The organism is Novosphingobium pokkalii (assembly GCF_014652855.1).
Taxonomy (GTDB): Bacteria; Pseudomonadota; Alphaproteobacteria; order Sphingomonadales; family Sphingomonadaceae; genus Novosphingobium; species Novosphingobium pokkalii.
Window position 1 is genome coordinate 163,241 of record NZ_BMZP01000007.1, and the last position, 22,829, is coordinate 186,069.

Here is a 22,829-nt window from a genome sequence, read left to right on the forward strand (position 1 = left end):
TCACGGAAAACCCCCTCCATGCACGAACGACTCGATCAATGGCATTACGTGGCAGCGGCTCTCACCATCGGGGTGGTGGGCACGCTGCTGCTGGTGGGGCTGACGCTGTGGTCCATGCGGCGGGCCGAGGCGCGGCGCGATGCCGTGCGGAACAAGCGAAAGAACGAGGCATGAGCGCGATCAAGGCCAAGCATCAACGCCTGGTGCTGCTGGTCATTGCCCTGGCGGCACTGATCGGGGCCGGCCTGCTGGCCGCCTGGGCGCTGTCGAAGCAGGCCAGCTATTTCTATGTGCCGAGCGATCTGGTCGCCCATCCCCCCGAACAGGGCCGCGCCGTGCGCCTGGGCGGCATGGTGCAGCGCGGCTCGATCAAGACCATGCCCGATGGCGTGACGATCACCTTCGTGGTGGGCGATGGCAAGGCCACCGTGCCGGTGCGCTATGCCGGGATCACGCCTGACCTCTTCGTGGAAGGATCGGGCGTGGTCGCCGAAGGCCGCATGGAAGGTACCACGTTCGTGGCCGACAACCTCCTGGCCAAGCATGACGAGAAATATGTGCCGCGCGAGATGAAAGACATGACGCAAGCCCAGGCCAAAGCCGTGGTGGCGGAAACCAAATGATCGCCGAACTCGGTCTTGCCGTCCTGTGGATGGCGGCGGCGCTGGCGGTGCTGCAACTGGTCGCTGGTGCCCTGGCGCTGCGGCCCCAGGGCGCGGCGATGCGCGGCGTGGTGCGCCCGGTGGCAGTGATGCAGGGCGTGCTGGTGGCGCTGGCCTTTGCCGCGCTGATCACGCTGTTCATCACCACCGATCTCTCGGTCAAGCTGGTGGCGGAAAACAGCCATTCGGCCAAGCCCTTGATCTTCAAGATCGCCGGCACCTGGGGCAACCACGAAGGCTCGATGCTGCTGTGGGTCACGATCATGAGCCTGGCCGGCGCGTTCGTGGCGCTGGTGGAAAAGCGGCTGGCGGAAAACACCCTGCTCGCCACGCTGGCGGCCCAGGCTTTCGTCAGCCTTGGCTTCTATGCATTCCTGCTGCTTTCTTCCAATCCCTTTGCCCGCCTGCCGCAGCCCGCGCCCGAGGGCGCCGGGCTCAACCCGCTGTTGCAGGATATCGGCCTCGCGTTCCATCCGCCCACGCTCTACGTCGGCTATGTCGGGCTTTCGATCGCCTTCAGCTTTGCCGTCGGCGCGCTGATCACCCGCGATGTCGGCCCGGCCTTTGCCCGCGCCATGCGGCCCTGGGTGCTGGGCGCCTGGATTTTCCTCACCGTGGGCATCACCGCCGGTTCCTATTGGGCCTATTACACGCTCGGCTGGGGCGGCTGGTGGTTCTGGGATCCGGTCGAGAACGCCTCGCTGATGCCCTGGCTGGCGGCCACCGCGCTGCTCCATTCGGTCTCGGTGCTGGCCGCGCGCAACGCCTTGCGCGCCTGGACGGTGATGCTCGGCGTGATCGCCTTCTCGATGTCGATGGTCGGCACGTTCCTGGTGCGCTCGGGCATTCTCACCTCGGTCCACGCCTTCGCCGTCGATCCCGCGCGCGGCAGCTTCATCCTGGCGCTGCTGGCGATCTACATTGGCGGCGCCCTGCTGCTGTTTGCCTTGCGCGCCGGCACGGTGACCGAGGGCGCGCGCTTTGCCTTCGTCAGCCGCGAGGCGGCGCTGGTGTTCAACAACGTGATGCTCTGCGGCATTCTCGGCATCGTGCTGGTCGGCACGCTCTATCCGCTGCTGACCGAGGCGTTCGGGGTCAAGGTTTCGGTGGGTCCGCCCTATTTCAACCCGGTCTCGGCGATCTTTGCCTTCCCCATGCTGGTGGTCATGGCGGTCGGCCCGCTGCTGCGCTGGAAGGATGATCGCGGCGGCCGCGTCGCGCCGATCCTTGCCGTGCCGGCGCTGGTCGCGCTGGCGGCTGGCGGGGCGGCGCTGGCGGCGGGCGTGCGCCTCCTGCCCACGCTGGGCCTCGCCCTTGGGGCCGGGCTTGCCGTGGCCAGCCTGCTGCCCCTGCGCGGGCGCAACCTGCGGCGCACGCCGCTGCCGATCTGGGGCATGGTGGTCAGCCACCTGGGCCTGGCCGTGGCGGCGATGGGCATGGCCAGCGAAAGCGCGTTCTCGATCGAGACACTGGCGGCGCTCAGCCCGGGCGAGACTCGCCAGGTCGGTCCTTATGCGCTGACTCTCGATCGCATCGATCCGGTGGCCGGCCCGAACTGGACCGCGCTCCAGGCCACGGTCTCGGCCCGCTATGCCGGGGGTGAGGCCGACACGCTCACGCCGCAGGCCCGTGTCTTTGCCAATCCGCCGGGTACGCGCACCGAATCCGCGCTGAAAACGCGCTGGAACGGCCAGCTCTACGTGGTGCTGGGGGAAGAGGCGCAGGACGGCCGCTGGCAGATGCGCTTCTGGTGGAAGCCGTTCGTGCCGCTGATCTGGCTGGGCGGCTTGCTCGTCGGCCTGGGCGGTTTCCTGGCCCTGATCGGCCGCGTCGCGCGCGATGTGAAGCGGCTGGTGGCGATCGACAAGATCGCCTTCCGCCGCGAAAGGCAGGGGCGATGAGCGAGACGGTCTCTCCGCCCGCCAAGAAGCCGGGCCTGGCGCTGTGGCTGCCCTTGCTGCTGTTCGGCGGGTTCCTGGCCCTGGTCGTCTATGGCCTGGTCCGGCCAGACAATCGCGAAGTGGCCAGCACGTTCATCGGCAAGCCGATCCCGGCGTTCAGCCTGCCCCCGGCCAGCGCCGATCGCCCCGGCCTGTCCAACGCGCAGTTCGTGGGCGGTAAGCCGCGCCTGCTCAACATCTTCGCCTCGTGGTGTGGCCCTTGCGCGATCGAATCCTCGCAACTGGCACAACTGGCCAAGGCCGGCGCCGAAATCGATGGCGTGGCCATTCGCGACCGCAAGGACGATCTCGCCCGCTTCCTGGCCGCCAACGGCAATCCCTTTGCCCGCATCGGCCAGGACGATCTCAGCAAGGTGCAGATCGGCATCGGCTCGTCCGGCGTGCCGGAAACTTTCGTGGTCGATGCCCATGGCGTGATCCGCCACCAGCATATCGGCGCGATCATGCCCGAAGACGTGCCGGTGATCCTGCAAAAGCTGAAGGAGGCGGAACAATGAAACGGCTTCGTTTCATTCTTGCCGCCGGCCTCGCGCTGGCCACGCCGCTGGCGCCATTGGCCGCGCAGGACAGCCTGCCGCCGGCGCCCTATGCCTATCGCCAATTGCCCGATCCGGCGCAGGAGGCCAAGGCGCAAGCGCTGATGGAAACGCTGCGCTGCCTCAAGTGCCAGAGCCAGTCGATCGCCGATTCCGACGCCTCGATGGCCGGCGACATGCGCAACGAGGTGCGCACCCGGATTGCCGCGGGGGAGGATCCCGAGGCAATCCGCCAGTGGCTGATCGAGCGCTATGGCGATTATGTGAGCTATACCCCGCAGGTGAAGCCGCTGACCTGGCCGCTGTTTGCCGCGCCGGCGGTGTTCCTGGGGCTGGCGGCCCTGCTGCTGCGCGGGCGTTTCCGCCGCGCGCGCCATCTGCGCAAGGATAAGGCATGAGCGTGGGCATGACCTGGGTGATCGTTCTGGGCCTGGCGGCGCTGGTCTTTGTCGCGCTGGTGCTGGTGGCGCGCCTGCCGCGCAGCGGCTGGGAAGTGACCGGGGCGGCGCTGCTGTTCGGCCTGGCCGGCTATGCGCTGCAAGGGCATCCCGGCCTGGCTGGCGCGCCCACGCCGGCGGTGGAAAACCCCGCCGTGGCCGATGCCACGCTGCTGAAAGAACGGCAGCAGATGGGCAACGCCTTTGGCAAGGGGCGCAGTTGGCTGATCCTGGCCGATGGGCTGACCCGGCAGGGGCAATATCGCGCCGCCGCCGATGTGCTGGCCAAGGCGGCGCAGGAAAATCCCGACGATGCCGATATCGAGGTGGCGCTGGGCAATGCGCTGGTGGGGCACAGCGAGGGGCTGATCACCCCGGCCGCGCAATATGCCTTCCGCCGCGCGGCGGAGATCGATCCCACCCATCCCGGCCCGCCGTTCTTCATGGGGCTGGCCATGGCCCAGTCCGGCCGCCTGGCCGATGCCCGCGCACTCTGGGCCGATCTGCTTGCCCGCGCTCCGGCCGATGCGCCCTATCGCCAGGATCTGGCGATGCGCCTGATGCGGTTGGACCAGATGATGGGCGCCACGGGCGAAGCGACGCCGGCAGCCGGGGGCAAACCCGGCGCGGCCACCCAGGCACCGGCCGCCAGCGCGCCTGCGGGACAGTGAAAAATCGGGAACCGCTTGCCACGGATGGCGGTTTGGTCACCATTGCTTCAGGTTGGGCGCCGGTGCTAAGCGCCGCCCCGATTCGGTTCTATTGCGGACCGGACGGTACAATATGGCCCGCGTGGCCGGGGGCAGTTTGGCCATGAACAATGCCGTGGGTGATGCCGTGGGGAGTGCTGCAAGCGCAGGAAATCCGGCCACGGCCAGCGCGGTTGCGCCTGCCGCAACCCAAGAGACCGCAGCTCATCCACACGGTCATGGCCACGGCCAGGCCAGCCTGATCAAGATGGCCGTCGGTGCGGTCGGCGTCGTGTTCGGCGATATCGGCACCAGCCCGCTCTATGCGCTGCGCGATACCTTTGCCGGGCATCATCGCCTGCCGCTGGACCAGACGCATGTCTATGGCATCGTCAGCCTGATGTTCTGGTCGATGATGATCATCGTGACGCTGAAATACGTCTCGGTGATCATGCGGGCAGACAACAAGGGCGAGGGCGGCAGCCTGGCCCTGCTGGCGCTGATCAACCAGCATACCGCCGGCAAGCGCTGGGGGCGCGGCATCGTGCTGCTGGGCGTGTTCGCCACGGCGCTGTTCTATGGCGATTCGATGATCACGCCCGCCGTGTCGGTGATGGGCGCGATCGAGGGCCTGTCGGTCTATCAGCCCAGCATGCAGAGCTGGGTCGTGCCGATGGTGGTGGCGATCCTGATCGCGCTGTTCCTGATCCAGAGCCGGGGCACCGAGCGCGTCGCCACGTTCTTTGGGCCGATCATGCTGGTCTATTTCGCTACGATCGCGGTGCTGGGCGCGGTGAGCATCGCGATGCTGCCGGAAGTGATCGGCGCGCTTTCGCCCCACCATGCCGTGGCGATGTTTGCCGCCGATCCGTTCCGCGGCTTCTTGGCGATGGGCGCGGCGGTGCTGGCCGTGACTGGGGCCGAGGCGCTTTATGCTGACATGGGCCATTTCGGGCGCAACCCGATCCGCGTTTCCTGGCTGGCGCTGGTGCTGCCCGCGCTGGTGCTCAACTATCTGGGCCAGGCCTCGCTGCTGATGCGCGAGGGGCAGGCCGCGCTGGTCAGCCCGTTCTATTACCTGGCGCCCGACTGGTTCCAGTGGCCGCTGCTGATCATTGCCAGCCTGGCGGCGGTGATCGCCTCGCAGGCGGTGATCTCCGGGGCGTTCTCGGTCACGCAGCAGGCGATCCAGCTCGGCTTCATTCCGCGCATGACGATCCGCCACACCAGCACTTCGGCCGGGCAGATCTATATCCCGGTGATCAATTCCGCGCTGATGGTGGCGGTGATCCTCCTGGTGCTGATGTTCCGTCACTCGTCCAACCTTACGGCGGCCTATGGCATTGCCGTGACCGGGGCGATGATGATTGACAACGTCCTGCTGGGCGTGGTGCTGGTCAAGCTGTGGCACTGGCGGCCGGTGCTGGCCTCGGGCCTGCTGGCGCTGTTCATGGCGATCGACCTGGGATACCTGGGCGCCAACCTGACCAAGATTCCCGATGGCGGCTGGGTGCCGCTGGCGATGGGCATCACCATCTTCACGCTGCTGACCACCTGGTCGCGCGGGCGGGCGCTGATGCGGGCAGGGATGGCCGAAGGGTCGATCCCGCTGGAAGTCTTCACCAAGTCTGCCCATTCCAGCGCGGCGCGGGTGGCGGGCACGGCCATCTTCATGGCTTCGGCCTCCAACGGCGTGCCTTCGGCGCTGCTGCACAACATCAAGCACAACAAGGTGCTGCACAATCGCGTGGTGATCCTGACGGTGCAGATTCAGGACGAGCCCTATGTCGATCCGGCGCAGCGGTCAGACGTGAAGGACTTCGGCAATGGCTTCTATCGCCTGAAACTGCGCTTCGGGTTCCTGGAAGAGACCGACGTGCCCGCCGCGCTCAAGACCATCACCACTTGCGGCGAACCGTTCGACATGATGAAGACCAGCTTCTTCCTCTCGCGCCAGACGCTGATCCCGTCGGACAAGCCGGGCATGGCCTTGTGGCGCGAAAAGCTGTTCGCCTGGATGCTGCGCAACGCGGCCAGCGCGATGGAATTCTTCCGCTTGCCGACCAATCGCGTGGTCGAACTGGGCAGCCAGCTAAGGATTTGATCGGAAACGGCGCGGTATCGTCTTGGCGCTTGCGATGGACGTAGCAAACTGCAAAGTCTGGTAAATTCCCTGCGCACAAGGGGGACCGCCCGCGCATGAACGAAGCCGATATCCTGCGCGACATCCTTGATGCGCAGTTGGACATGCTGTGCCGCTTCACGGCCGATGGCACGATCCTGTTTGCCAACACCGCCTATGCGCGGATGATGGGCCATGCGCGGGAAGACCTGACCGGGCGCAACCTGTGGCAGTTCGTCCCGGAAAGCGAGCATGCGGCGATCCGCGCCGAATTGGCCGATCTCACCCCGCAAAATCCTTCGCGTACGATCGAGAACCGGCTGGAGGCGGCCGATGGCAGCGTGCGCTGGACGCTGTGGCGCAACCATGCCTTGGCGTTCGACGCGCAGGGGCGCTGGCAGATGGCGCAGTCCACCGGCATCGACATCACCGAGCGCAAGATGCTGGAAGACCGCCTGCGCCTGTTGCTGGAGGAATTGAACCATCGCGTGAAGAACACGCTGATGGTGGTGCAGGCCATGGCCTGGCAATCGTTTCGGGGCATGGACGGGGCAGCGGAGGGGGTGGAGAACTTCACCGCGCGGCTTCACGCGCTGGCAGCGGCGCACACCATTCTCAGCCGGCGCCAATGGGCCGGAGCGCCGATGGCCGACGTGGTGCGGCAAGGCCTGACAGTGTGCAACGGCGAACTCGGCATGGGCGGGGCGCGGCGAGTCACGGTATCCGGCCCAGACCTGACGATCGGCGCGGCGCCCACCGTGTCGCTGGTGTTGGTGCTGCACGAGTTGGCCACCAATGCGATCAAGTATGGCGCCCTGTCCAACGCGACCGGCACGGTGTCGGTTTGCTGGACGGTGGAAGCCGATGGCCGGGTCAGCCTGGAATGGCGCGAGCAGGGTGGCCCTTCGGTCAGCCCGCCCAAGCGCAGCGGCTTCGGCACCCGGCTGATCCGGGATGCGATTACCCGGCAACTGGGTGGTGAAGCGCTGGTCGATCATGCCCATGATGGCGTGGTGGCGCGCTTCGTCCTGCCGACGGGGCATTTCAATCCCACCGGCATGGCGGCTATCGTCACCAATCCAGAGCTTTCCAATCCAGATGGGGAATCCGCATGACTGACTCCACCTTGCCCCTGGCGGGCCGCCGCGTGCTGGTGGTGGAAGACGAATTCATCGTGGCGGCCATGCTGGCCGATGCCCTGGAAGATGATGGCGCGGACGTGGTCGGCCCGGTCGGCACGCAAGCCGAAGCCGTCGCCGTCGCGCAAGCGGAGGCCATCGATCTCGCCGTGCTGGACTGGAACCTCAATGGCGAGCCGGGATCGCCGGTGGCGCGGGCCTTGCGCGCGCGGGGTGTGCCGTTCGTGATTTCGACCGGCTATGGCGCGGTGGAGGCGGAATTCGCCGATGTGCCGATCCTGCACAAGCCCTATGCCCCAGCTCGCCTCACCGCGTGTCTCGTGGACCTGCTTGGAGGTTGAGCCAGGGCGGCACGGGCGTTCAGTGCTTGAGCGTGTCCGAGGCTTCGTCGGCGCCCTGCTTCACGCGATTGCCAAACTTGTCGGCAGCAGCGCCAGCCTTGTCGGCCGCCTTGTCCAGCTTGCGACCGGCATCGTCTGCCGCCTTGTCGGCAGCCTTGCTGGCGTTGTCGAGCGCCTTGTCTGCTGCGGCAGAGACGCTGTCGGCGGCCTTGTCGGCAGCGCGGCCCGCGTCCTTGGCAGCATCGCGCGCGTCATCGGCGGCGGAATCGGCAGCAGCGGCCGTCTTGTCCTGGGTCTTTTCCGAGCAGGCGGCCAAGCCGGCGCCGGCAAGCAGCAGGGCGGGCAGGGCGAAATAAAGGCGACGCATGTGACGGTCACTCCCGTTCGAGGTGGTTTGCTGTGGCCAACGCAGGACCGGTTTGCGCGGTTCCCCGCTCAATCGTGGGGCGTGGTCGTTTCCGCTTCTTCCACGGCCTGCTCGCCGCCCAGGCCATGGCGCAGCAGCATCGGGATCTGCACGAAGGTGAACAGGAACGAGAGCGCGCTGACGCCCCAGACCTTGGCCGCCAGCCAGCCATCAAAGGTGAGCGCATGGCGCAGCACTTCGTTGAGCGCGGCCAGGAACAGGAAGAACCAGGCCCAGTTGCGCGAGAGCTTGCGCCAGCCGGTTTCGTCCAGCCCGTCGAACGCGCTTTCCAGCAGCATGCGCAGCACGGCCTTGCCGCGCGCCAGCCCGATGAACAGGCCCCCGGCAAACAGCAGGTAGATCACCGTGGGCTTGATCTGGATCCAGAACGGATCGCCCAGGAACACGGTGAGCGTGCCGAAACCCAGGATCAGCGTGGTCGAAAGCCACAGCATCGGCGAAATCCGGCCCAGGCGCCATTTCGACACCACGAGCGCGAGCACCGTGGCGGCCATGAACACCACCGTGCTCTTGGTGATCGCCACCACCGCGCCCACGCCCGAATCCGCGCTCTTGTCCGGGCTGAAATGGCGATAGGCGAGGAAGAACACCAGCAGCGGGCCATAATCGACCGCCAGGTTCACCCACGAAGACTTGGGCTTGGCCTTGTTCTGTGGCTCGCTCACTGGAACACCCCCGCAATCACCTTGGCGACCAGGTCGGGATCGAACGGGCGAAGGTCGTCGATGGTTTCACCCACGCCGATGGCGTGGATCGGCAGGCCATATTGCTCGGCCGCCGCCACCAGCACGCCACCGCGCGCGGTGCCGTCCAGCTTGGTCATGATCAGGCCGGAAACGCCTGCCACATCCTTGAAGATTTCAATCTGTTGAAGTGCGTTCTGCCCGTTGGTGGCATCGAGCACCAACACCACGTCGTGCGGGGCTTCCGGGTTGAGGCGGCCGAGCACGCGGCGCACCTTGGCAAGCTCGTCCATCAACTCGCGCTTGTTGTGCAGGCGCCCGGCCGTGTCGACGATCAGCACGTCGGTGCCCGCGTCAGTCGCAGCCTTGACCGCATCGAACACGATGGAGGCGGGATCGCCACCTTCCGGGCCGGTGACGATCGGAATGGCCAGGCGATCGGCCCAGACTTTCAACTGGCCGATGGCGGCGGCGCGGAACGTGTCCCCGGCCGCGAGCATCACCGAATAGTCCAGTTCCTGGAACAGATGCGCCAGCTTGGCGATCGTAGTGGTCTTGCCCGAACCGTTGACGCCGATCACCAGGATCACCTGCGGGCGCGGGAAAGCCACGATATCGAGCGGCTTGGCCACGCCGCGCAGGATCGTGGCGATTTCCTCGGCCACGGCGCTGCGCAAGGTGAGGTCGTCCAGCCCCTGTTCGAACCGGGCGGCGGCGAGCGTCTTGCGGATGCGGGCGGCGGCGCGCGGGCCAAGGTCCGACATGATCAGCGCATCCTCGATATCGTCGAGCTGCGTATCGCTGAGCCGGGTGGCGCCGCCAAAGCCCGCCAGATTGCCGGCCAGGCGCTCCGAGGTCTTGCGCAGCCCGCCGACCAGACGTTCCGACCAGCTTTCGCTACTCATGCCAGCATTCCTTCTTCGATTCCTTGCGGTGTCAGCGTGATCAGGCTGCCCGGCACGGTGCCGGCAGGCAGGCGATAGGGCGCGAAATCCGGGCCATGGCCGGTGCCGTCGCGTTCGGCAAGCACTTGTGCAGGGCGGCCGACCAGGCCGTGCAGCCAGTCGGCGCGGGTTTGCGCCACGGCGGCGCGCAACTGCGCCGCGCGTTCGCGCACCAGCGGCGGCGGCACGGGCGGCATGCGCGCGGCGGGCGTGCCGGGGCGCGGCGAATAGGGAAAGACATGGCCATGGACGATGCCGGCAGCCGCCACGATGCTCAGGTTGTCGGCATGCATCGCGGCATCCTCGGTGGGAAAGCCGGCGATCAGATCGGCGCCGATGGCCATGTCCGGGCGGTGGCGGCGCAGGGTGTCCACCAGGTCCAGCGCCTGCGCGCGGGTGTGGCGGCGCTTCATCCGCTTGAGCACCATGTCCGCCCCCGATTGCAGCGAAAGGTGCACATGGGGCATCACGCGCGGCTCGTGGCACAAGAGGTCCAGCAGCAGCGGGTCGATCTCGACGCCATCCACCGAAGACAGGCGCAGGCGGGGCAGGGCGGGGAAAGCGCGCAGGATCGCCGCGACCAGATCGCCCAGCCGCGCCGGCTCGGGCAGATCGGCGCCCCAACTGGTCAGGTCCACGCCGGTCAGCACCACTTCCGCCACGCCATGGGCCAGGTGCCCGGCCAGGGTTTGCAGCACCTGCGCGATCGGCGCGGAGCGGCTGGCGCCGCGCCCGGCGGGAATGATGCAGAACGTGCAGGCATGGTCGCAGCCGTTCTGCACCGCCACGAACGCGCGGGTGTGGCGTTCTGATGCCGCCACCGGCACGGGTGGCGCAGGCACCTGCCAGCGCGCGGGATCGAGCTTGGCCGAATTTTCGATGACGCCGTCGACTTCTTCCATCGCGGCAAAGGTGGCCGGATCAATCGTGGCCGCGCAACCGGTCACCAGCAGGCGCGCCTGCGGGTGGTCGCGGCGCAGGCGGCGCACGGCGCGGCGCGACTGGCGCACCGCCTCGGCCGTGACGGCGCAGGAATTGACCACGACGGTGGCGGTCGGCGCGGCGGCCAGCAGGCCCCGGATGGCCTCGCTTTCCGAAAGGTTCATCCGGCAGCCGAGCGTGACGACTTCGGGTGGGGCGGCCTGTTCGGGCAAAGTCGCCTCAGAGGGGGTAGAGCGCGTCGTCGAAAGCGCCTTCGAAGCTGGTGGTGGCCGGGCCGGTCATGGTGATCGTGCCGCCTTCGGGCCAATCGATGCGCAAGCTGCCGCCGGGCAGGTCCACCGCCACGCTGCGCCCCACCAGCTTGCGCCGCATCGCCGCCACGGCCGTGGCGCAGGCGCCGGTGCCACAGGCGCGGGTCAGCCCGGCGCCGCGCTCCCACACGCGCAGGGCAAGGTGATCGGGGCCGATCACGCTGGCGACATTCACATTGACCCGCTCGGGAAAAACCGGGTCGTTCTCGATGATCGGGCCAAGCCGGGCGAGGTCCACCGCGTGGACATCCGGCACGAAGAACACCGCATGGGGATTGCCGACGTTGACTGCCACCGGGTTTTCCAGCGTCTCCCAGCCGAGCGGCATGGCCATGGTGTCCATCGCATAGGCAAGGGGGATGGCGTTCCAGTCGAACCGGGGGGCGCCCATGTCCACGGCGATTCCGGCGTCGGTGGCCTGCGCTTCGATCAGGCCGCCGGCGGTTTCGATGCGGGTGTGCCCGGCGCGTTCGGCGCCGAGCAGCAGGCCCACGGCGCGGCTGGCGTTGCCGCAGGCGCCCACTTCGCTGCCGTCGGGATTGAAGATGCGCATCTTCACGTCTGCCAGCGCCGAAGGTTCGAGTACGATGAACTGGTCGCAGCCGATGCCGGTGTGGCGATCGGCCAGCGCCGCAGCGCGCGCGGGCGAGACCGGCAGCGCGGTTTCGCGCGCGTCGATCACGACGAAATCGTTGCCCAGGCCGTGCATCTTGATGAAGGGAATGCGCATGGCCCGCGATCTAGGCGCCAATGGCCCCCCGCGCAATGCCTGCGCAGTGGATCAGCCGTTCGCGGCGCGATCCTGCGCCGGGGCAGCATCGGCGTGATCGTGGCCGCCGACCAGCAGATCCTCGGCGGCCAGCGCGGCGCGCACGGTCTGCGCGTCCTGCGGTTGGCCATAGAGGAAGCCCTGGCCCTTGAACGAGCCGAGCTTGCGCAGTTCTTCCAGCACGCCTTCGGTCTCGATGCCCTCGGCGGTCAGCGGCAGGTCCAGCCCCTGGCCCAGCGAGGTGATCGCGGCGACGATCGTGGCGCTGTCCTTGCAGCGATCGAGCGTGGACACAAAGCTGCGATCGATCTTGATCCGGTCGAACGGCAGCGAGCGCAATTGCGCGATCGAGCTGTAGCCGGTGCCGAAATCATCCAGGCTCAGGCGGATGCCCTGGTTCTTGAGGCTGGCGACGAGCGAGCGCACCAGCGGCAGGTTTTCGTGCAGGCAGGTTTCGGTGATTTCCACATCCAGCCGGTGCGGCGGGAAATTGGCTTCGACCAGCAGCTTGAGCAGGCGCTGCGCAAACCACGGATCGCGCAGTTGCAGCGGCGAGACGTTGACCGAGAGCGTGAGCGAGGGATCCCATTCGCGCGCATCGATCAGCGCTTGGCGGATCAGCGCTTCGGACAGCTCGGCGATCACGCCGATTTCCTCGGCCACCGGGATGAACACATCGGGCGCAATCAGGCCATGACGCGGCGATTGCCAGCGCGCCAGCATTTCAAAGCCGGAGAGACGGCCGGTGTCGATATCGATCTGCTTTTCGTAATAGGGCACGAATTCGCCCCGCGCGATGCCTTCGCGAATGCCGCTTTCCAGATCGGCGCGAAAGCGCAGTTCCTTTTCCATCGCCGGATCGAACCAGCAGAAGCGGTTTCGTCCGCTGCTCTTGGCCTGGTACATGGCCAGATCGGCGTGGTGCTGGAGCCGCGCCGCGATGGCCGCCTCGTCGGCCTCCTGCGGTATCATCGCGCCATCGCTGCGCGCCAGGCCGATCGATCCGGAAATGTCCACGTTGCAATCGGTCAGATGCACTGGTTCGGCGAGAGCGGCGTTGAGCTGGCTGGCCACCTGTTCGACCATCGCCGCGCGGGCCGGGTCGAAGCGCAGGGCGCAGGTGAATTCGTCGCCGCCGATGCGGGCGATGATCGCGCCGGGCGGCAGGGTTGTGCGCAGGCGCTCGGCCGTGGCGACAAGCACCGCATCACCGGTCTGGTGCCCGTGTAGGTCGTTGGCGCGCTTGAACTTGTCGAGATCGAGCATGAACAGCGCGACCGCTTCGCCCTGGGCATGGGCCTCGCGCACCATGGCCTCGATCGCACTGTCCAGGCTGCGGCGGTTGAGGCAGCCGGTGAGGGGATCAGTGAACGCCAGGGTGCGCGCGGTTTCCTCGGCGCGGCGGCGTTCGCGCACTTCGCCGGTCAGTTCCACGTAGCGGCGCCAGCCGAAGATGATCAGCGCGATGTTGAGCAGCAGAGCGTTGGCCAGGATCGAATCGACGCTGGCCCCGCCGAACAGCACATGGCGCACGGTGCGGGTAAGCACGGCCGAGCCCGAGCCGACGAACAGGATGATCGCCGCTGCGATGATTCCCAGAGCCACGATATCCCGCTCCGCGCGCGGAATGCCGGGCGTTCCTGACGCGGTATTGCCGCTGTCCATTGCCGCGCTTGCCATGCCGTACCCTGCTCGTCTTCCCCCAAGACCGCCCCCTGGCCGTCCTGTCTTGCACTTGCGGGAACTTACGTGGGGGCTGTTGAAATATTGGTTAAGACTTGCGCGATGGCCGGATTCCGCCGGGTTTGGCGCAGGTGCAGGGTTGCAATCAAGCAGGGCGGGGGGTAAGGGCGGCCCACTGTGGAAGCCGGGAATCGCCGGCATCCGGCAGATTCGTTTTGTACGCCCCTGATGGATGGCGCACGCTGGTCGGCGAGGTTTCGCCCACCGGCGTTTTTCGCGTTATCGACCAGAGGCGCTCGCTTTGGCAATGGAGCAGCGCGTGTTCGACAGTCTTTCCGACCGGCTTGGCGGCGTATTCGACCGCCTGCGCGGGCGCGGCGCGCTTTCCGAAGACGACGTGCGTGGCGCCATGCGCGAAGTGCGCATTGCCCTACTGGAGGCCGACGTGGCCTTGCCGGTGGTGCGCCGCTTCGTCGATCGCGTCACCGAAGAGGCGGTGGGCCAGTCGGTCCTGAAGTCGGTCACGCCCGGCCAGCAGGTCGTCAAGATCGTCAATGATGCCCTGGTCGAAATGCTCGGCAGCGAGGCGGCCGATCTCGATCTGGCGGCCACTCCGCCGGTCGTGATCATGATGGTCGGCCTGCAGGGTTCGGGCAAGACCACCAGCACGGCCAAGATCGGCAAGCTGATCAAGGAAAAGCGCGGCAAGAAGGTGATGATGGCGTCGCTCGACGTCAATCGCCCGGCCGCGCAGGAACAGCTCAAGGTTCTGGGCGAGCAGGCCGGCGTCGCCACGCTGCCGATCGTGCCGGGCCAGTCGCCGGTCGAAATCGCCACCCGCGCGCTCAATGCGGCCAAGCTCCAGGCCGTCGACGTGCTGCTGCTCGACACCGCCGGGCGTCTCCATGTCGACCAGGCGCTGATGGACGAGATGAAGGCGGTGGCCGCCATCTCGACGCCGCGCGAAACCCTGCTCGTCGTCGACTCGCTGACCGGCCAGGACGCGGTCAACGTGGCGCAGGCCTTTGCCGGCGAAGTCGACCTGACCGGCGTTGTGCTGACCCGCATGGACGGCGACGCGCGCGGCGGTGCGGCGCTGTCGATGCGCGCCGTCACCGGCAAGCCGATCAAGTTTGCCGCCACGGGCGAAAAGCTGGATGCCATCGAGCAGTTCCAGCCCGAGCGCGTGGCCGGCCGCATTCTGGGCATGGGCGATATCGTCTCGATCGTCGAAAAGGCGGCCGCGACGATCAAGCAGGACGAAGCCGAAAAGCTCGCCGCGCGCATGGCCAAGGGCCAGTTCGACATGAACGACCTGCGCACCCAGTTGCAGCAGATGCAGCGCATGGGTGGCCTGGGCGCGCTCGCGGGCCTGATGCCGGGCATGAAGAAGGCCAAAGCGGCGATGGCCCAGTCCGGCATGGACGACAAGGTGCTGCTGCACATGGACGCGATCATCGGCTCGATGACCGTCAAGGAGCGCGCCAAGCCCGAACTGCTCAACGCCAAGCGCAAGATCCGCGTGGCCAAGGGTTCCGGCACCACGGTGCAGGACGTCAACAAGCTTCTGAAGATGCACATGGAAATGGCCAAGGCCATGAAGCAGATCAAGAAGATGGGCGGCCTCAAGGGCCTGGGCGCGCTGTTCGGCAAGGGTGGCCTGGGTGCCGCCATGCCGGGGCTGGATCAGCAGGGCGGCGGTATGGGCGGCCTTGGTGGCTTGGGTGGCGGCGGCCTGGGTGGCCTGCCGGGCCTGGGCAGCGGCGGTCTGCCCTCCAACCTGGGCGATCTGCTCAAGAAGAAATGATTTTTCCGGTATTCTCAATTTAGTCGAAAGGTAGTCGAATGTCTGTTTCTCTGCGTCTGTCGCGTGGCGGTTCCAAGAAGCGCCCCTATTACAAGATCGTCGCTTCCAACAGCCGCGCCCCGCGCGACGGCAAGTATCTGGAGCAGGTGGGCACCTACAACCCGCTGCTCGCCAAGGACGCCGAAGACCGCGTGCGCCTGGTCGAAGACCGCGTGCGTTACTGGCTCGGCGTTGGCGCCCAGCCGACCGACCGCGTTGCCCGCCTGCTCGACAAGGCCGGCATCAAGGAGCGCAAGCCCACCAACAACCCGCAGGCTGGCGAACCCGGCAAGAAGGCCAAGGAACGCGCCGAAGACAAGGCTGAAAAGGCCGCAGCCGCCGCTGCTGCTGCTGCCGAAGCGGCCGGCGAAACCGCCGAAGCCTGAGGCCTGTAGAACGGCATGACGCACGATCGTCCGGTTACGCTGGCGGCCATCGCCGGCGCGCATGGCGTAACCGGCGAGGTGCGTCTCAAGCTGTTTGGCGAAGGCGTGGCGGCGTTGAAGGCCTACAAGGCGTTCAACGGCGGCACCCTGACGCTGCAAAAACTGCGCGACGACGGCAAGGGCGGGGCGATTGCCCGCTTTGCCGAAGTCACCACGCGCAATGCCGCAGAAGCCCTGCGCAGCACGGCGCTGACCGTGCCGCGCTCGGCCCTGCCGCCGCTCGCCGAGGGCGAGTATTACCACGCCGACCTGATCGGCCTGCCCGCCCATTCCACCGACGGCACCGTGCTCGGCACCTGCGTGGGCGTGGACAATTATGGTGCGGGCGACGTGCTCGATATCGAGCGACCCGACGGCAAGCGTTTCATGGTGCCGATGCGCGCCGAAGCCGTGCCCGAGTGGGACGCGAGCCGCCTGGTGATTGACGCGCTTTACGCGGAATAGTATATACCTCCGGGATATACGGAGGCTGCGATGGCCGAGCAATTCACTGTCCGAAGTTTCAAGTCCGGCAATTCGGTGGCCCTGCGCCTGCCGAAGGGGCTTGGCATCGAGGCCGGGGAGGAACTGATCGTGGTTCCCCACGCCGACGGCAGCATGACGGCATGGCGCAAGGCGCTGTCGCGCGAGTCCTTCCTGCGGCTTTTCGGCAGCGTGTCCGAAGGCTTCATGGCGCAGGGGCGCGGCGATACCGACCAGGGCGACTATGACTGGCCCGAAACGCCGGACCATCCGGCAGCGGCCTGATGTACCTGCTCGACACCAACGCCTGCATCGATTTTCTGGCCGGGCGCAGCGAACCACTCGCGGCGCGCATGGGTAAGCATTTCGGCAAGCTGTTCGTTTCCACGATATCGGTCGCCGAACTGATGGCCGGTATCCGCACCTCCACCGAACCTGAGCGGGATGCCAAGAAGATCGATATCTTCGTTGCCAGCTTGGAAACGCTCGATTTCGACCGTGCCTGTGCGCGTCGTTATGGCGACGTTGTGCGCGCCATCGGCGTTCGGCGGAAAAGCTTCGATCGCTTGATCGGCGTGCAGGCGCTGGAACGCGGTTTGACGCTGGTTACGCGCAATGCGCGCGATTTTGCCGATGTGCCGGGGTTGAAGATCGAGAACTGGGCGGATTGAAGCCCGGTTGCCAAGGCCCCTCCACCAGCCTGCGGCTGGTCCCCCTCCCCGTGTCGGGGAGGATCGAGCAGGACTTTTTGCATGACTTTCCACGCTGCCGTTCTCACGCTTTATCCCGAGATGTTTCCCGGGCCGCTGGGGGTGAGCCTGGCCGGGCGCGCGCTGGGGGAGGGCAAGTGGACGCTCGATCCCGTGCAGATCCGTGATTTTGCTGCCGACAAGCATCGCACGGTGGATGATACGCCCGCTGGCGGTGGGGCGGGCATGGTGCTGCGTGTGGATGTGCTGGCCAGAGCCATCGACTATGCGCGTGAGAGAATGGGGGAGAGGGTAGCGGCGGATGACCCCCTCCACCAGCCTGCGGCTGGTCCCCCTCCCCCGATGGGGGAGGACCTTCTCGATCCTCCCCATGCAATGGGGAGGGGGACCGCCGCCGCAGGCGGTGGTGGAGGGGCCGAGGCCATTCCCGTCATCGCCATGACGCCCCGGGGCAAGCCCTTGACCCAGGCGCGGGTGCGCGAGCTGGCGGCGGGGCCGGGGGTAATCGTTGTCTGCGGGCGGTTCGAGGGGTTTGACGAGCGCATTTTCGAAGGCCGCCAGGTGGAGGAAGTCTCGGTGGGAGACATCATCCTCTCGGGCGGCGAATGCGCGGCGCTGATGCTGCTGGATGCTTGCATTCGCCTGCTTCCCGGCGTAATGGGCGCGGCTTCCAGTGGGCATGAAGAGTCGTTCGAAAACGGGCTGCTCGAATATCCCCACTATACCCGCCCCCAGGAATGGGAAGGGCGCATGATCCCGCAAGTGCTGCGATCGGGGGATCATGCGAAGATCGCGGAATGGCGGCAACGCCAGTCCGAGGATGACACACGGTTACGCAGGCCGGACCTTTGGGAGCGCCACGTCGGCGCTCGGGCCCAGTCTGCCTCTGGCGCGCGGCAAAAAAGTGCAGGACGTTTGAAAAATGAACCTGATTCAGCAGCTTGAAGCTGAAGCCATCGCCGAATTCAAGGCGAAGAAGTCCATTCCCGAATTCCGCGCCGGCGATACCGTCCGCGTGGGCGTGCGCGTTGTCGAAGGCGACCGCACCCGCGTTCAGGCTTACGAAGGCGTGGTGATCGCGCGTTCGAACCGTGGCCTGGGCTCGAACTTCACCGTCCGCAAGATCTCGTTCGGCGAAGGCGTGGAACGCGTGTTCCCGCTCTACTCGCCCAACATCGATTCGATTACCGTCGTCCGTCGGGGCGTGGTGCGTCGTGCGAAGCTGTACTATCTTCGCGGCCGCACCGGCAAAAGCGCCCGTATTGCCGAGCGCCGTGACACGCGCCCTGGCCAGGAAGGCTGAGAAGCCACCGCTTCGACACGGAAAAGACCGTGAAAAGGGCGTCCTGGTATATCCGCCAGGGCGCCCTTTTTGCTTATTGGGACCTATCCCTTGCCATGCGTTTTCGCTCTGCCCTGCTTGCTACGGCGCTGCTTTGCGCCCCTGCCTTCGTTCATGCCGCGTCATCTGGAACCGCAACGGTGAGTGCGCCCGCCCAGCCGGGGAGGCTCACGCTCGAGCGCGTCTTTGCCAGCCCTTCGCTCAACGGGCCAAGCCCGCGCGGCGTGCAGGTCTCGCCCGATGGGCGCTATCTCACTCTGCTCAAGAACCGCGCCGACGATCGCGAGCGGTTCGACCTGTGGGGGTTCGATCGCAAGAGTGGCAAGTGGTCGATGCTGGTCGATTCGCTCAAGCTCTCGTCGGGCCGCGTGCTGAGCGAGGCGGAGAAGATGCAGCGCGAGCGCCAGCGTATCGGCGATCTCAAGGGCATCGTCAGCTACGACTGGGCGAGCGACAGCAAGACCGTGCTGGTGCCGTTGGATGGCGACCTGCTGCTGGCCGGGCTTGACGGCACGGTGCGCAAGATTGCCGGCACCACCGGCGACGAGTTGAACCCGCGCCTGGGGCCGCAGGGCGATCTGCTGGCTTTCGTGCGCGATCGCCGGCTGTGGGTCGTGCCCGCCAATGGCAAAGCCGCGCCGCGCGCGATCACGCCCGAGGAAAGCGCTGCAACGATCCACTGGGGCGAAGCCGAATTCGTGGCGCAGGAAGAACTGGCGCGGATGAGCGGATTCTGGTGGGCGCCCGATGAAAAGCGCCTGGCCGTGGAGCGGTTCGACGAAGCCGCCGTGGGTGTGGTGACGCGCGCGGCGATCGGCGCGGATGGCACGCGCACGTATGACCAGCGCTATCCGGCCGCCGGCGGGGCCAATGCCGATGTCTCGCTGTGGCTGATGGACGCCGATGGCGGTCACCGGGTGCAGGTAGACCTCGGGGCGGACAAGGATATCTACCTCGGCCGGGTGGACTGGGCGCATGACGGCAAGACCGTCTATGTGCAGCGCCTGAACCGCGCTCAGACGCGGCTGGACATGCTGGCCGTGGACCCGGCGACGGGCGCCGCGCGCGTGCTGTTCACCGAACAGGCCCGCGACAAGAGCTGGATCAACCTGTCGAGCAACTATCGCTTCCTCGATGACGGCAGCCTGATCTGGTGGTCGGAACGCGATGGTTTCGGCCACCTCTATCGCTTCAAGAATGGCCAGTGGCAGCAGTTGACCAAGGGCGACTGGGTGGTGACCGACCTGGTTGGCGTGGACCAGAAGGCCGGCCGCGTGGTCTTTGCCGGCACGAAGGACGATGTGCTGGCGGGCCAAGTCTATGCCCTGTCGCTCAAGGCGCCCGAGAAGATCGAGCGGCTGACCGACCTGGGCTTTGACAACAAGGCGAGCATGGACGGCAAGGGCCAGACCCTGATCGTGACGCGCAGCGCCGATGCGCAGCCGCCGCAATCCTACCTGGCCGATGCCACGGGCAAGCGCCTGGCCTGGATCGAGGAAAACAAGGTGGACGCGGGCCACCCCTATGCACCTTATCTAGCGGCGCATCGGCCGGCCACCTTCGGCACGATTCCCGCTGCCGACGGCACGCCGCTGCACTACATGATGATCACCCCGCCGATGGAGCCGGGCAAGCGCTATCCGGTGTTCACCTATCACTATGGCGGCCCGACCGCGAACGTGGTGCACGAGGGCTGGCAGGGCGCGCTGGCCCAGGCGATCGTGGCCAAGGGCTATATCTATTTCGCGCTGGACAATCGCGGCTCGGAACACCGCGGCGTCGATTTCGCCAGCAAGATCTGGCACGCGATGGGCACGGTGGAAGTGGAAGACCAGCTTGCCGGGGCGCAGTGGCTGAAAAGCCAGCCCTATGTCGATCCCAAGCGGGTGAGCACGTTCGGCTGGTCCTATGGCGGCTACATGACGGTCAAGATGCTCGAAGCCCATCCGGGCGTCTGGGCGGCGGGCATTGCCGTGGCCCCGGTGACCAAGTGGGAGCTTTACGATACCGCCTATACCGAGCGCTATCTGGGTAACCCCAAGCAGGTGCCCGAGGTCTACAAGGCGGCCGGCGCGCTGGAGCGGACGGGGCAGATCCGCGATCCGCTGCTGCTGGTGCACGGCATGGCCGACGACAACGTGGTGTTCGAGAACAGCTCTGCCCTGATCGCCAAGATGCAGGGCGAAGCAGTGCCGTTCGAGATGATGCTCTATCCCGGCTACACCCACCGCATCAGCGGCCCCAAGGTGAGCCAGCATCTCTATGAAACGATGTTCCGCTTCCTCGATCGCAACGGGGCGGGCAGCGGGAAATAAGACGTTTGAGGGGCACAAGCCCCTTTCACTTGGCTGGTTGGAACCAGCCGCTAAGGAACGGGCGCGCGCAAGGCGCCCGCAAGGGAGTGTAAGTTACCATGGGTTATCGGGTTGTAGTGGTGGGTGCGACGGGCAATGTCGGCCGCGAGATGCTCAACATCCTGGCCGAGCGCGAATTCCCGATCGACGAGATCGCGGTGCTGGCGTCCTCGCGCTCGCAGGGCAGCGAGATCGACTTCGGCGAAACGGGCAAGAAGCTGAAAGTCCAGAACGTCGAGCATTTCGACTTCACGGGCTGGGACATCGCGCTGTTTGCCGCCGGTTCCGCGCCGACCAAGATCTATGCGCCCAAGGCCGCGTCGCAGGGCTGCGTGGTGATCGACAACTCGTCGCTCTATCGCATGGACCCCGATGTTCCGCTGATCGTGCCCGAAGTGAACCCGGACGCCATCGACGGCTATACCGCGCGCAACATCATCGCCAATCCCAACTGCTCCACCGCGCAGATGGTCGTGGCGCTCAAGCCGCTGCACGACAAGGCCAAGATCAAGCGCGTGGTCGTGGCCACCTACCAGTCGGTGTCGGGCGCCGGCAAGGAAGGCATGGACGAACTGTTCGAGCAGAGCCGCGCGATCTTCGTGGGTGACCAGGTGGAGCCCAAGAAGTTCACCAAGCAGATCGCGTTCAACGTGATCCCGCATATCGACACGTTCCTGGACGACGGCTCGACCAAGGAAGAGTGGAAGATGGTGGCCGAAACCAAGAAGATCCTCGATCCCAAGGTCAAGGTCACGGCCACGTGCGTGCGTGTGCCGGTGTTCATCGGCCACTCCGAAGCGATCAACCTGGAATTCGAGAACGAAATCTCGGCGGCCGAGGCCCAGGACGTGTTGCGCGAAGCGCCCGGCGTGATGCTGGTCGATAAGCGCGAGAACGGTGGCTATGTCACCCCGGTGGAATGCGTGGGCGACTATGCCACCTACGTTTCGCGCGTGCGCGAGGATTCGACCGTGGACAACGGCCTGTCGCTGTGGTGCGTGTCGGACAACCTGCGCAAGGGCGCCGCGCTGAATGCCGTGCAGATTGCCGAGCTGCTGGGCCGCCGCCACCTGAAGAAGGGCTGATTGCGGCCCGCCAGCCTGGCGTCATGAAAATGGCCCCGGTATCCAGCGCGGATACCGGGGCCTTTTTGCATGTGCGTCGGCTTACTGACCCTGGGTGATCCGCGTGGTCGTGGTCACCGTGCCGGCGGCCGAGGCGGTGCGCACCGGGCTGTGCGTGGTGCGACGCGCGACCTTCTTCACCGTCACCTTCTTCACCGGGGCGCGGGCGGAGCCTTGCGTGGTAACGGTGGTTTCGACCGTGGCCGGGGCAGGCTGCGGCGTGGTCATCGCCACGGCGGCAGCTTCGCGCGCGGCGGCGGCATCGGCGGCCGAGGATTGCGCGGCGGCCGTCGCCACGTCGGCGCGGGCGTTGGCGGCGTCTGCCTGTTGCTGGGCCGCCTGGGCCTGCGCCTGGGCATCGGCAACGGCGGCGGCGGACTGGCGATCGGCCATTTCCGCCTTGTGCTTCTGCATCATGCCGATCGCGGTATCGGCCAGGGCCGAGGCGTGGATCGCATCGTCGATCGCTTCGGGCTTGTGCCCGGCCGCAAGGTTTTCCTGGGCATGGGCGAGGGCTGCCTTGGCCTGGGCGGTTTCGCCGGGGCGGAACTCGGCGGTGCCGAGCTGTTCGGCCGTGTCGATCTTGGCCTGGGCGGCGGCAATCGCCTGGCGGGCGCGTTCGGCTTTGCCGGCGGCATGGGCGGGGGCCGAGAAACCGGCGATCATGGCAGTGGCCGCCAGCAGCGGCGCGACGAGCTTGGTCTTGGTCATCGAACGAACTCCATAACGGGATGGGCTCAAAGGGTCTGGCCGGGGACGTGGCCGTGTTGGCAGGGGGAACCGCAAGCCCTGCGATTGCGTTCCGCCCGGCTTTCGGTTCATCGCCATGGGCGCGCGCCTGGGCTTGAAGCTGTTTCCCGCGCGCGGCGAACCGAACGGAAAGGGCTTGCGCGCCGCAG

General features: G+C 66.7%; 25 protein-coding genes. 18 read left to right on the forward strand and 7 right to left on the reverse strand.

The annotated features are described in order from the left end of the window. Positions 1 to 18 precede the first annotated feature (18 nt). The 9 genes from IE191_RS09625 (at position 19) to IE191_RS09665 (ending at position 7,887) form a co-directional block, all read left to right on the forward strand. Positions 19 to 174, forward strand: coding sequence for a hypothetical protein (locus tag IE191_RS09625; RefSeq protein WP_191324147.1), 156 nt, complete (start codon positions 19 to 21; stop codon positions 172 to 174). Next, the gene (gene ccmE, locus IE191_RS09630) at positions 171 to 623 is read left to right on the forward strand and encodes a cytochrome c maturation protein CcmE (RefSeq protein ID WP_191324148.1); all 453 of its coding nucleotides are present in this window, start codon (positions 171 to 173) and stop codon (positions 621 to 623) included. Before IE191_RS09625 ends, ccmE begins: the two co-directional genes overlap by 4 nt. After that, entirely contained in the window at positions 620 to 2,563 is a 1,944-nt protein-coding gene (locus IE191_RS09635) for a heme lyase CcmF/NrfE family subunit (RefSeq protein WP_191324149.1), read from the forward strand. Before ccmE ends, IE191_RS09635 begins: the two co-directional genes overlap by 4 nt. Then, positions 2,560 to 3,120 carry a DsbE family thiol:disulfide interchange protein gene (locus tag IE191_RS09640; protein ID WP_191324150.1) on the forward strand — a complete coding sequence of 187 codons (561 nt, stop codon included), beginning with the start codon at positions 2,560 to 2,562 and terminating at the stop codon, positions 3,118 to 3,120. Before IE191_RS09635 ends, IE191_RS09640 begins: the two co-directional genes overlap by 4 nt. Next, on the forward strand, positions 3,117 to 3,557 hold the full coding sequence (locus IE191_RS09645) for a cytochrome c-type biogenesis protein (protein WP_191324151.1): 441 nt from the start codon (positions 3,117 to 3,119) through the stop codon (positions 3,555 to 3,557). The genes IE191_RS09640 and IE191_RS09645 overlap by 4 nt, the downstream gene beginning before the upstream one ends. Beyond that, positions 3,554 to 4,267, forward strand: a complete 714-nt coding sequence (locus IE191_RS09650) for a tetratricopeptide repeat protein (protein ID WP_229815225.1) — start codon at positions 3,554 to 3,556, stop codon at positions 4,265 to 4,267. The genes IE191_RS09645 and IE191_RS09650 overlap by 4 nt, the downstream gene beginning before the upstream one ends. A gap of 142 nt (positions 4,268 to 4,409) precedes the next feature. Further along, positions 4,410 to 6,389, forward strand: coding sequence for a potassium transporter Kup (locus IE191_RS09655; protein ID WP_191324152.1), 1,980 nt, complete (start codon positions 4,410 to 4,412; stop codon positions 6,387 to 6,389). A gap of 95 nt (positions 6,390 to 6,484) precedes the next feature. After that, positions 6,485 to 7,522, forward strand: a complete 1,038-nt coding sequence (locus IE191_RS09660; protein ID WP_191324153.1) for an HWE histidine kinase domain-containing protein — start codon at positions 6,485 to 6,487, stop codon at positions 7,520 to 7,522. Further along, complete coding sequence (locus IE191_RS09665) at positions 7,519 to 7,887, forward strand: response regulator (RefSeq protein WP_191324154.1); 369 nt, start codon at positions 7,519 to 7,521, stop codon at positions 7,885 to 7,887. Before IE191_RS09660 ends, IE191_RS09665 begins: the two co-directional genes overlap by 4 nt. 19 nt (positions 7,888 to 7,906) lie before the next feature. Here IE191_RS09665 and IE191_RS09670 read toward each other — a convergent pair whose 3' ends face one another. The 6 genes from IE191_RS09670 to IE191_RS09695 all read right to left on the reverse strand — a co-directional run bounded on the left by IE191_RS09670 (position 7,907) and on the right by IE191_RS09695 (position 13,643). Next, a complete protein-coding gene (locus tag IE191_RS09670; protein ID WP_191324155.1) occupies positions 7,907 to 8,254 on the reverse strand; it encodes a hypothetical protein in 348 nt (115 codons plus the stop codon). Positions 8,255 to 8,322: 68 nt separating this feature from the next. Further along, positions 8,323 to 8,979 carry an inner membrane-spanning protein YciB gene (locus IE191_RS09675; RefSeq protein ID WP_191324156.1) on the reverse strand — a complete coding sequence of 219 codons (657 nt, stop codon included), beginning with the start codon at positions 8,977 to 8,979 and terminating at the stop codon, positions 8,323 to 8,325. Further along, positions 8,976 to 9,902, reverse strand: a complete 927-nt coding sequence (ftsY, locus tag IE191_RS09680; protein WP_191324157.1) for a signal recognition particle-docking protein FtsY — start codon at positions 9,900 to 9,902, stop codon at positions 8,976 to 8,978. The genes IE191_RS09675 and ftsY overlap by 4 nt, the downstream gene beginning before the upstream one ends. Then, on the reverse strand, positions 9,899 to 11,047 hold the full coding sequence (locus tag IE191_RS09685) for a MiaB/RimO family radical SAM methylthiotransferase (RefSeq protein ID WP_191324235.1): 1,149 nt from the start codon (positions 11,045 to 11,047) through the stop codon (positions 9,899 to 9,901). Before IE191_RS09685 ends, ftsY begins: the two co-directional genes overlap by 4 nt. A 55-nt stretch (positions 11,048 to 11,102) precedes the next feature. Beyond that, entirely contained in the window at positions 11,103 to 11,924 is an 822-nt protein-coding gene (gene dapF / locus IE191_RS09690; RefSeq protein WP_191324158.1) for a diaminopimelate epimerase, read from the reverse strand. A gap of 51 nt (positions 11,925 to 11,975) precedes the next feature. Next, a complete protein-coding gene (locus tag IE191_RS09695; RefSeq protein ID WP_229815226.1) occupies positions 11,976 to 13,643 on the reverse strand; it encodes a putative bifunctional diguanylate cyclase/phosphodiesterase in 1,668 nt (555 codons plus the stop codon). A 322-nt stretch (positions 13,644 to 13,965) separates the two neighbouring features. On the opposite strand from IE191_RS09695, the gene ffh reads away from it, so the two are divergent. The 9 genes from ffh to IE191_RS09740 all read left to right on the forward strand — a co-directional run bounded on the left by ffh (position 13,966) and on the right by IE191_RS09740 (position 21,891). Further along, positions 13,966 to 15,453: a signal recognition particle protein gene (gene ffh / locus IE191_RS09700; protein WP_191324159.1), complete on the forward strand. Its 1,488-nt coding sequence runs from the start codon at positions 13,966 to 13,968 to the stop codon at positions 15,451 to 15,453. A gap of 38 nt (positions 15,454 to 15,491) precedes the next feature. Then, positions 15,492 to 15,878, forward strand: coding sequence for a 30S ribosomal protein S16 (rpsP, locus tag IE191_RS09705; RefSeq protein WP_191324160.1), 387 nt, complete (start codon positions 15,492 to 15,494; stop codon positions 15,876 to 15,878). Positions 15,879 to 15,893: 15 nt separating this feature from the next. Next, positions 15,894 to 16,382: a ribosome maturation factor RimM gene (rimM, locus tag IE191_RS09710; protein WP_191324161.1), complete on the forward strand. Its 489-nt coding sequence runs from the start codon at positions 15,894 to 15,896 to the stop codon at positions 16,380 to 16,382. Between the two features lie 30 nt (positions 16,383 to 16,412). Continuing rightward, on the forward strand, positions 16,413 to 16,685 hold the full coding sequence (locus IE191_RS09715; protein WP_191324162.1) for an AbrB/MazE/SpoVT family DNA-binding domain-containing protein: 273 nt from the start codon (positions 16,413 to 16,415) through the stop codon (positions 16,683 to 16,685). Continuing rightward, entirely contained in the window at positions 16,685 to 17,071 is a 387-nt protein-coding gene (locus tag IE191_RS09720) for a type II toxin-antitoxin system VapC family toxin (protein ID WP_191324163.1), read from the forward strand. Before IE191_RS09715 ends, IE191_RS09720 begins: the two co-directional genes overlap by 1 nt. Positions 17,072 to 17,152: 81 nt before the next feature. Then, positions 17,153 to 18,055, forward strand: coding sequence for a tRNA (guanosine(37)-N1)-methyltransferase TrmD (trmD, locus tag IE191_RS09725; RefSeq protein WP_191324164.1), 903 nt, complete (start codon positions 17,153 to 17,155; stop codon positions 18,053 to 18,055). Then, the gene (rplS, locus tag IE191_RS09730) at positions 18,033 to 18,413 is read left to right on the forward strand and encodes a 50S ribosomal protein L19 (protein WP_191324165.1); all 381 of its coding nucleotides are present in this window, start codon (positions 18,033 to 18,035) and stop codon (positions 18,411 to 18,413) included. The genes trmD and rplS overlap by 23 nt, the downstream gene beginning before the upstream one ends. Before the next feature lie 95 nt (positions 18,414 to 18,508). Further along, a complete protein-coding gene (locus IE191_RS09735) occupies positions 18,509 to 20,767 on the forward strand; it encodes a S9 family peptidase (RefSeq protein ID WP_191324166.1) in 2,259 nt (752 codons plus the stop codon). A 98-nt stretch (positions 20,768 to 20,865) separates the two neighbouring features. After that, entirely contained in the window at positions 20,866 to 21,891 is a 1,026-nt protein-coding gene (locus tag IE191_RS09740) for an aspartate-semialdehyde dehydrogenase (protein WP_191324167.1), read from the forward strand. Between the two features lie 81 nt (positions 21,892 to 21,972). On the opposite strand, the gene IE191_RS09745 is transcribed toward IE191_RS09740, so the two are convergent. Beyond that, on the reverse strand, positions 21,973 to 22,641 hold the full coding sequence (locus IE191_RS09745; RefSeq protein WP_191324168.1) for a hypothetical protein: 669 nt from the start codon (positions 22,639 to 22,641) through the stop codon (positions 21,973 to 21,975). Positions 22,642 to 22,829: the final 188 nt, after the last annotated feature.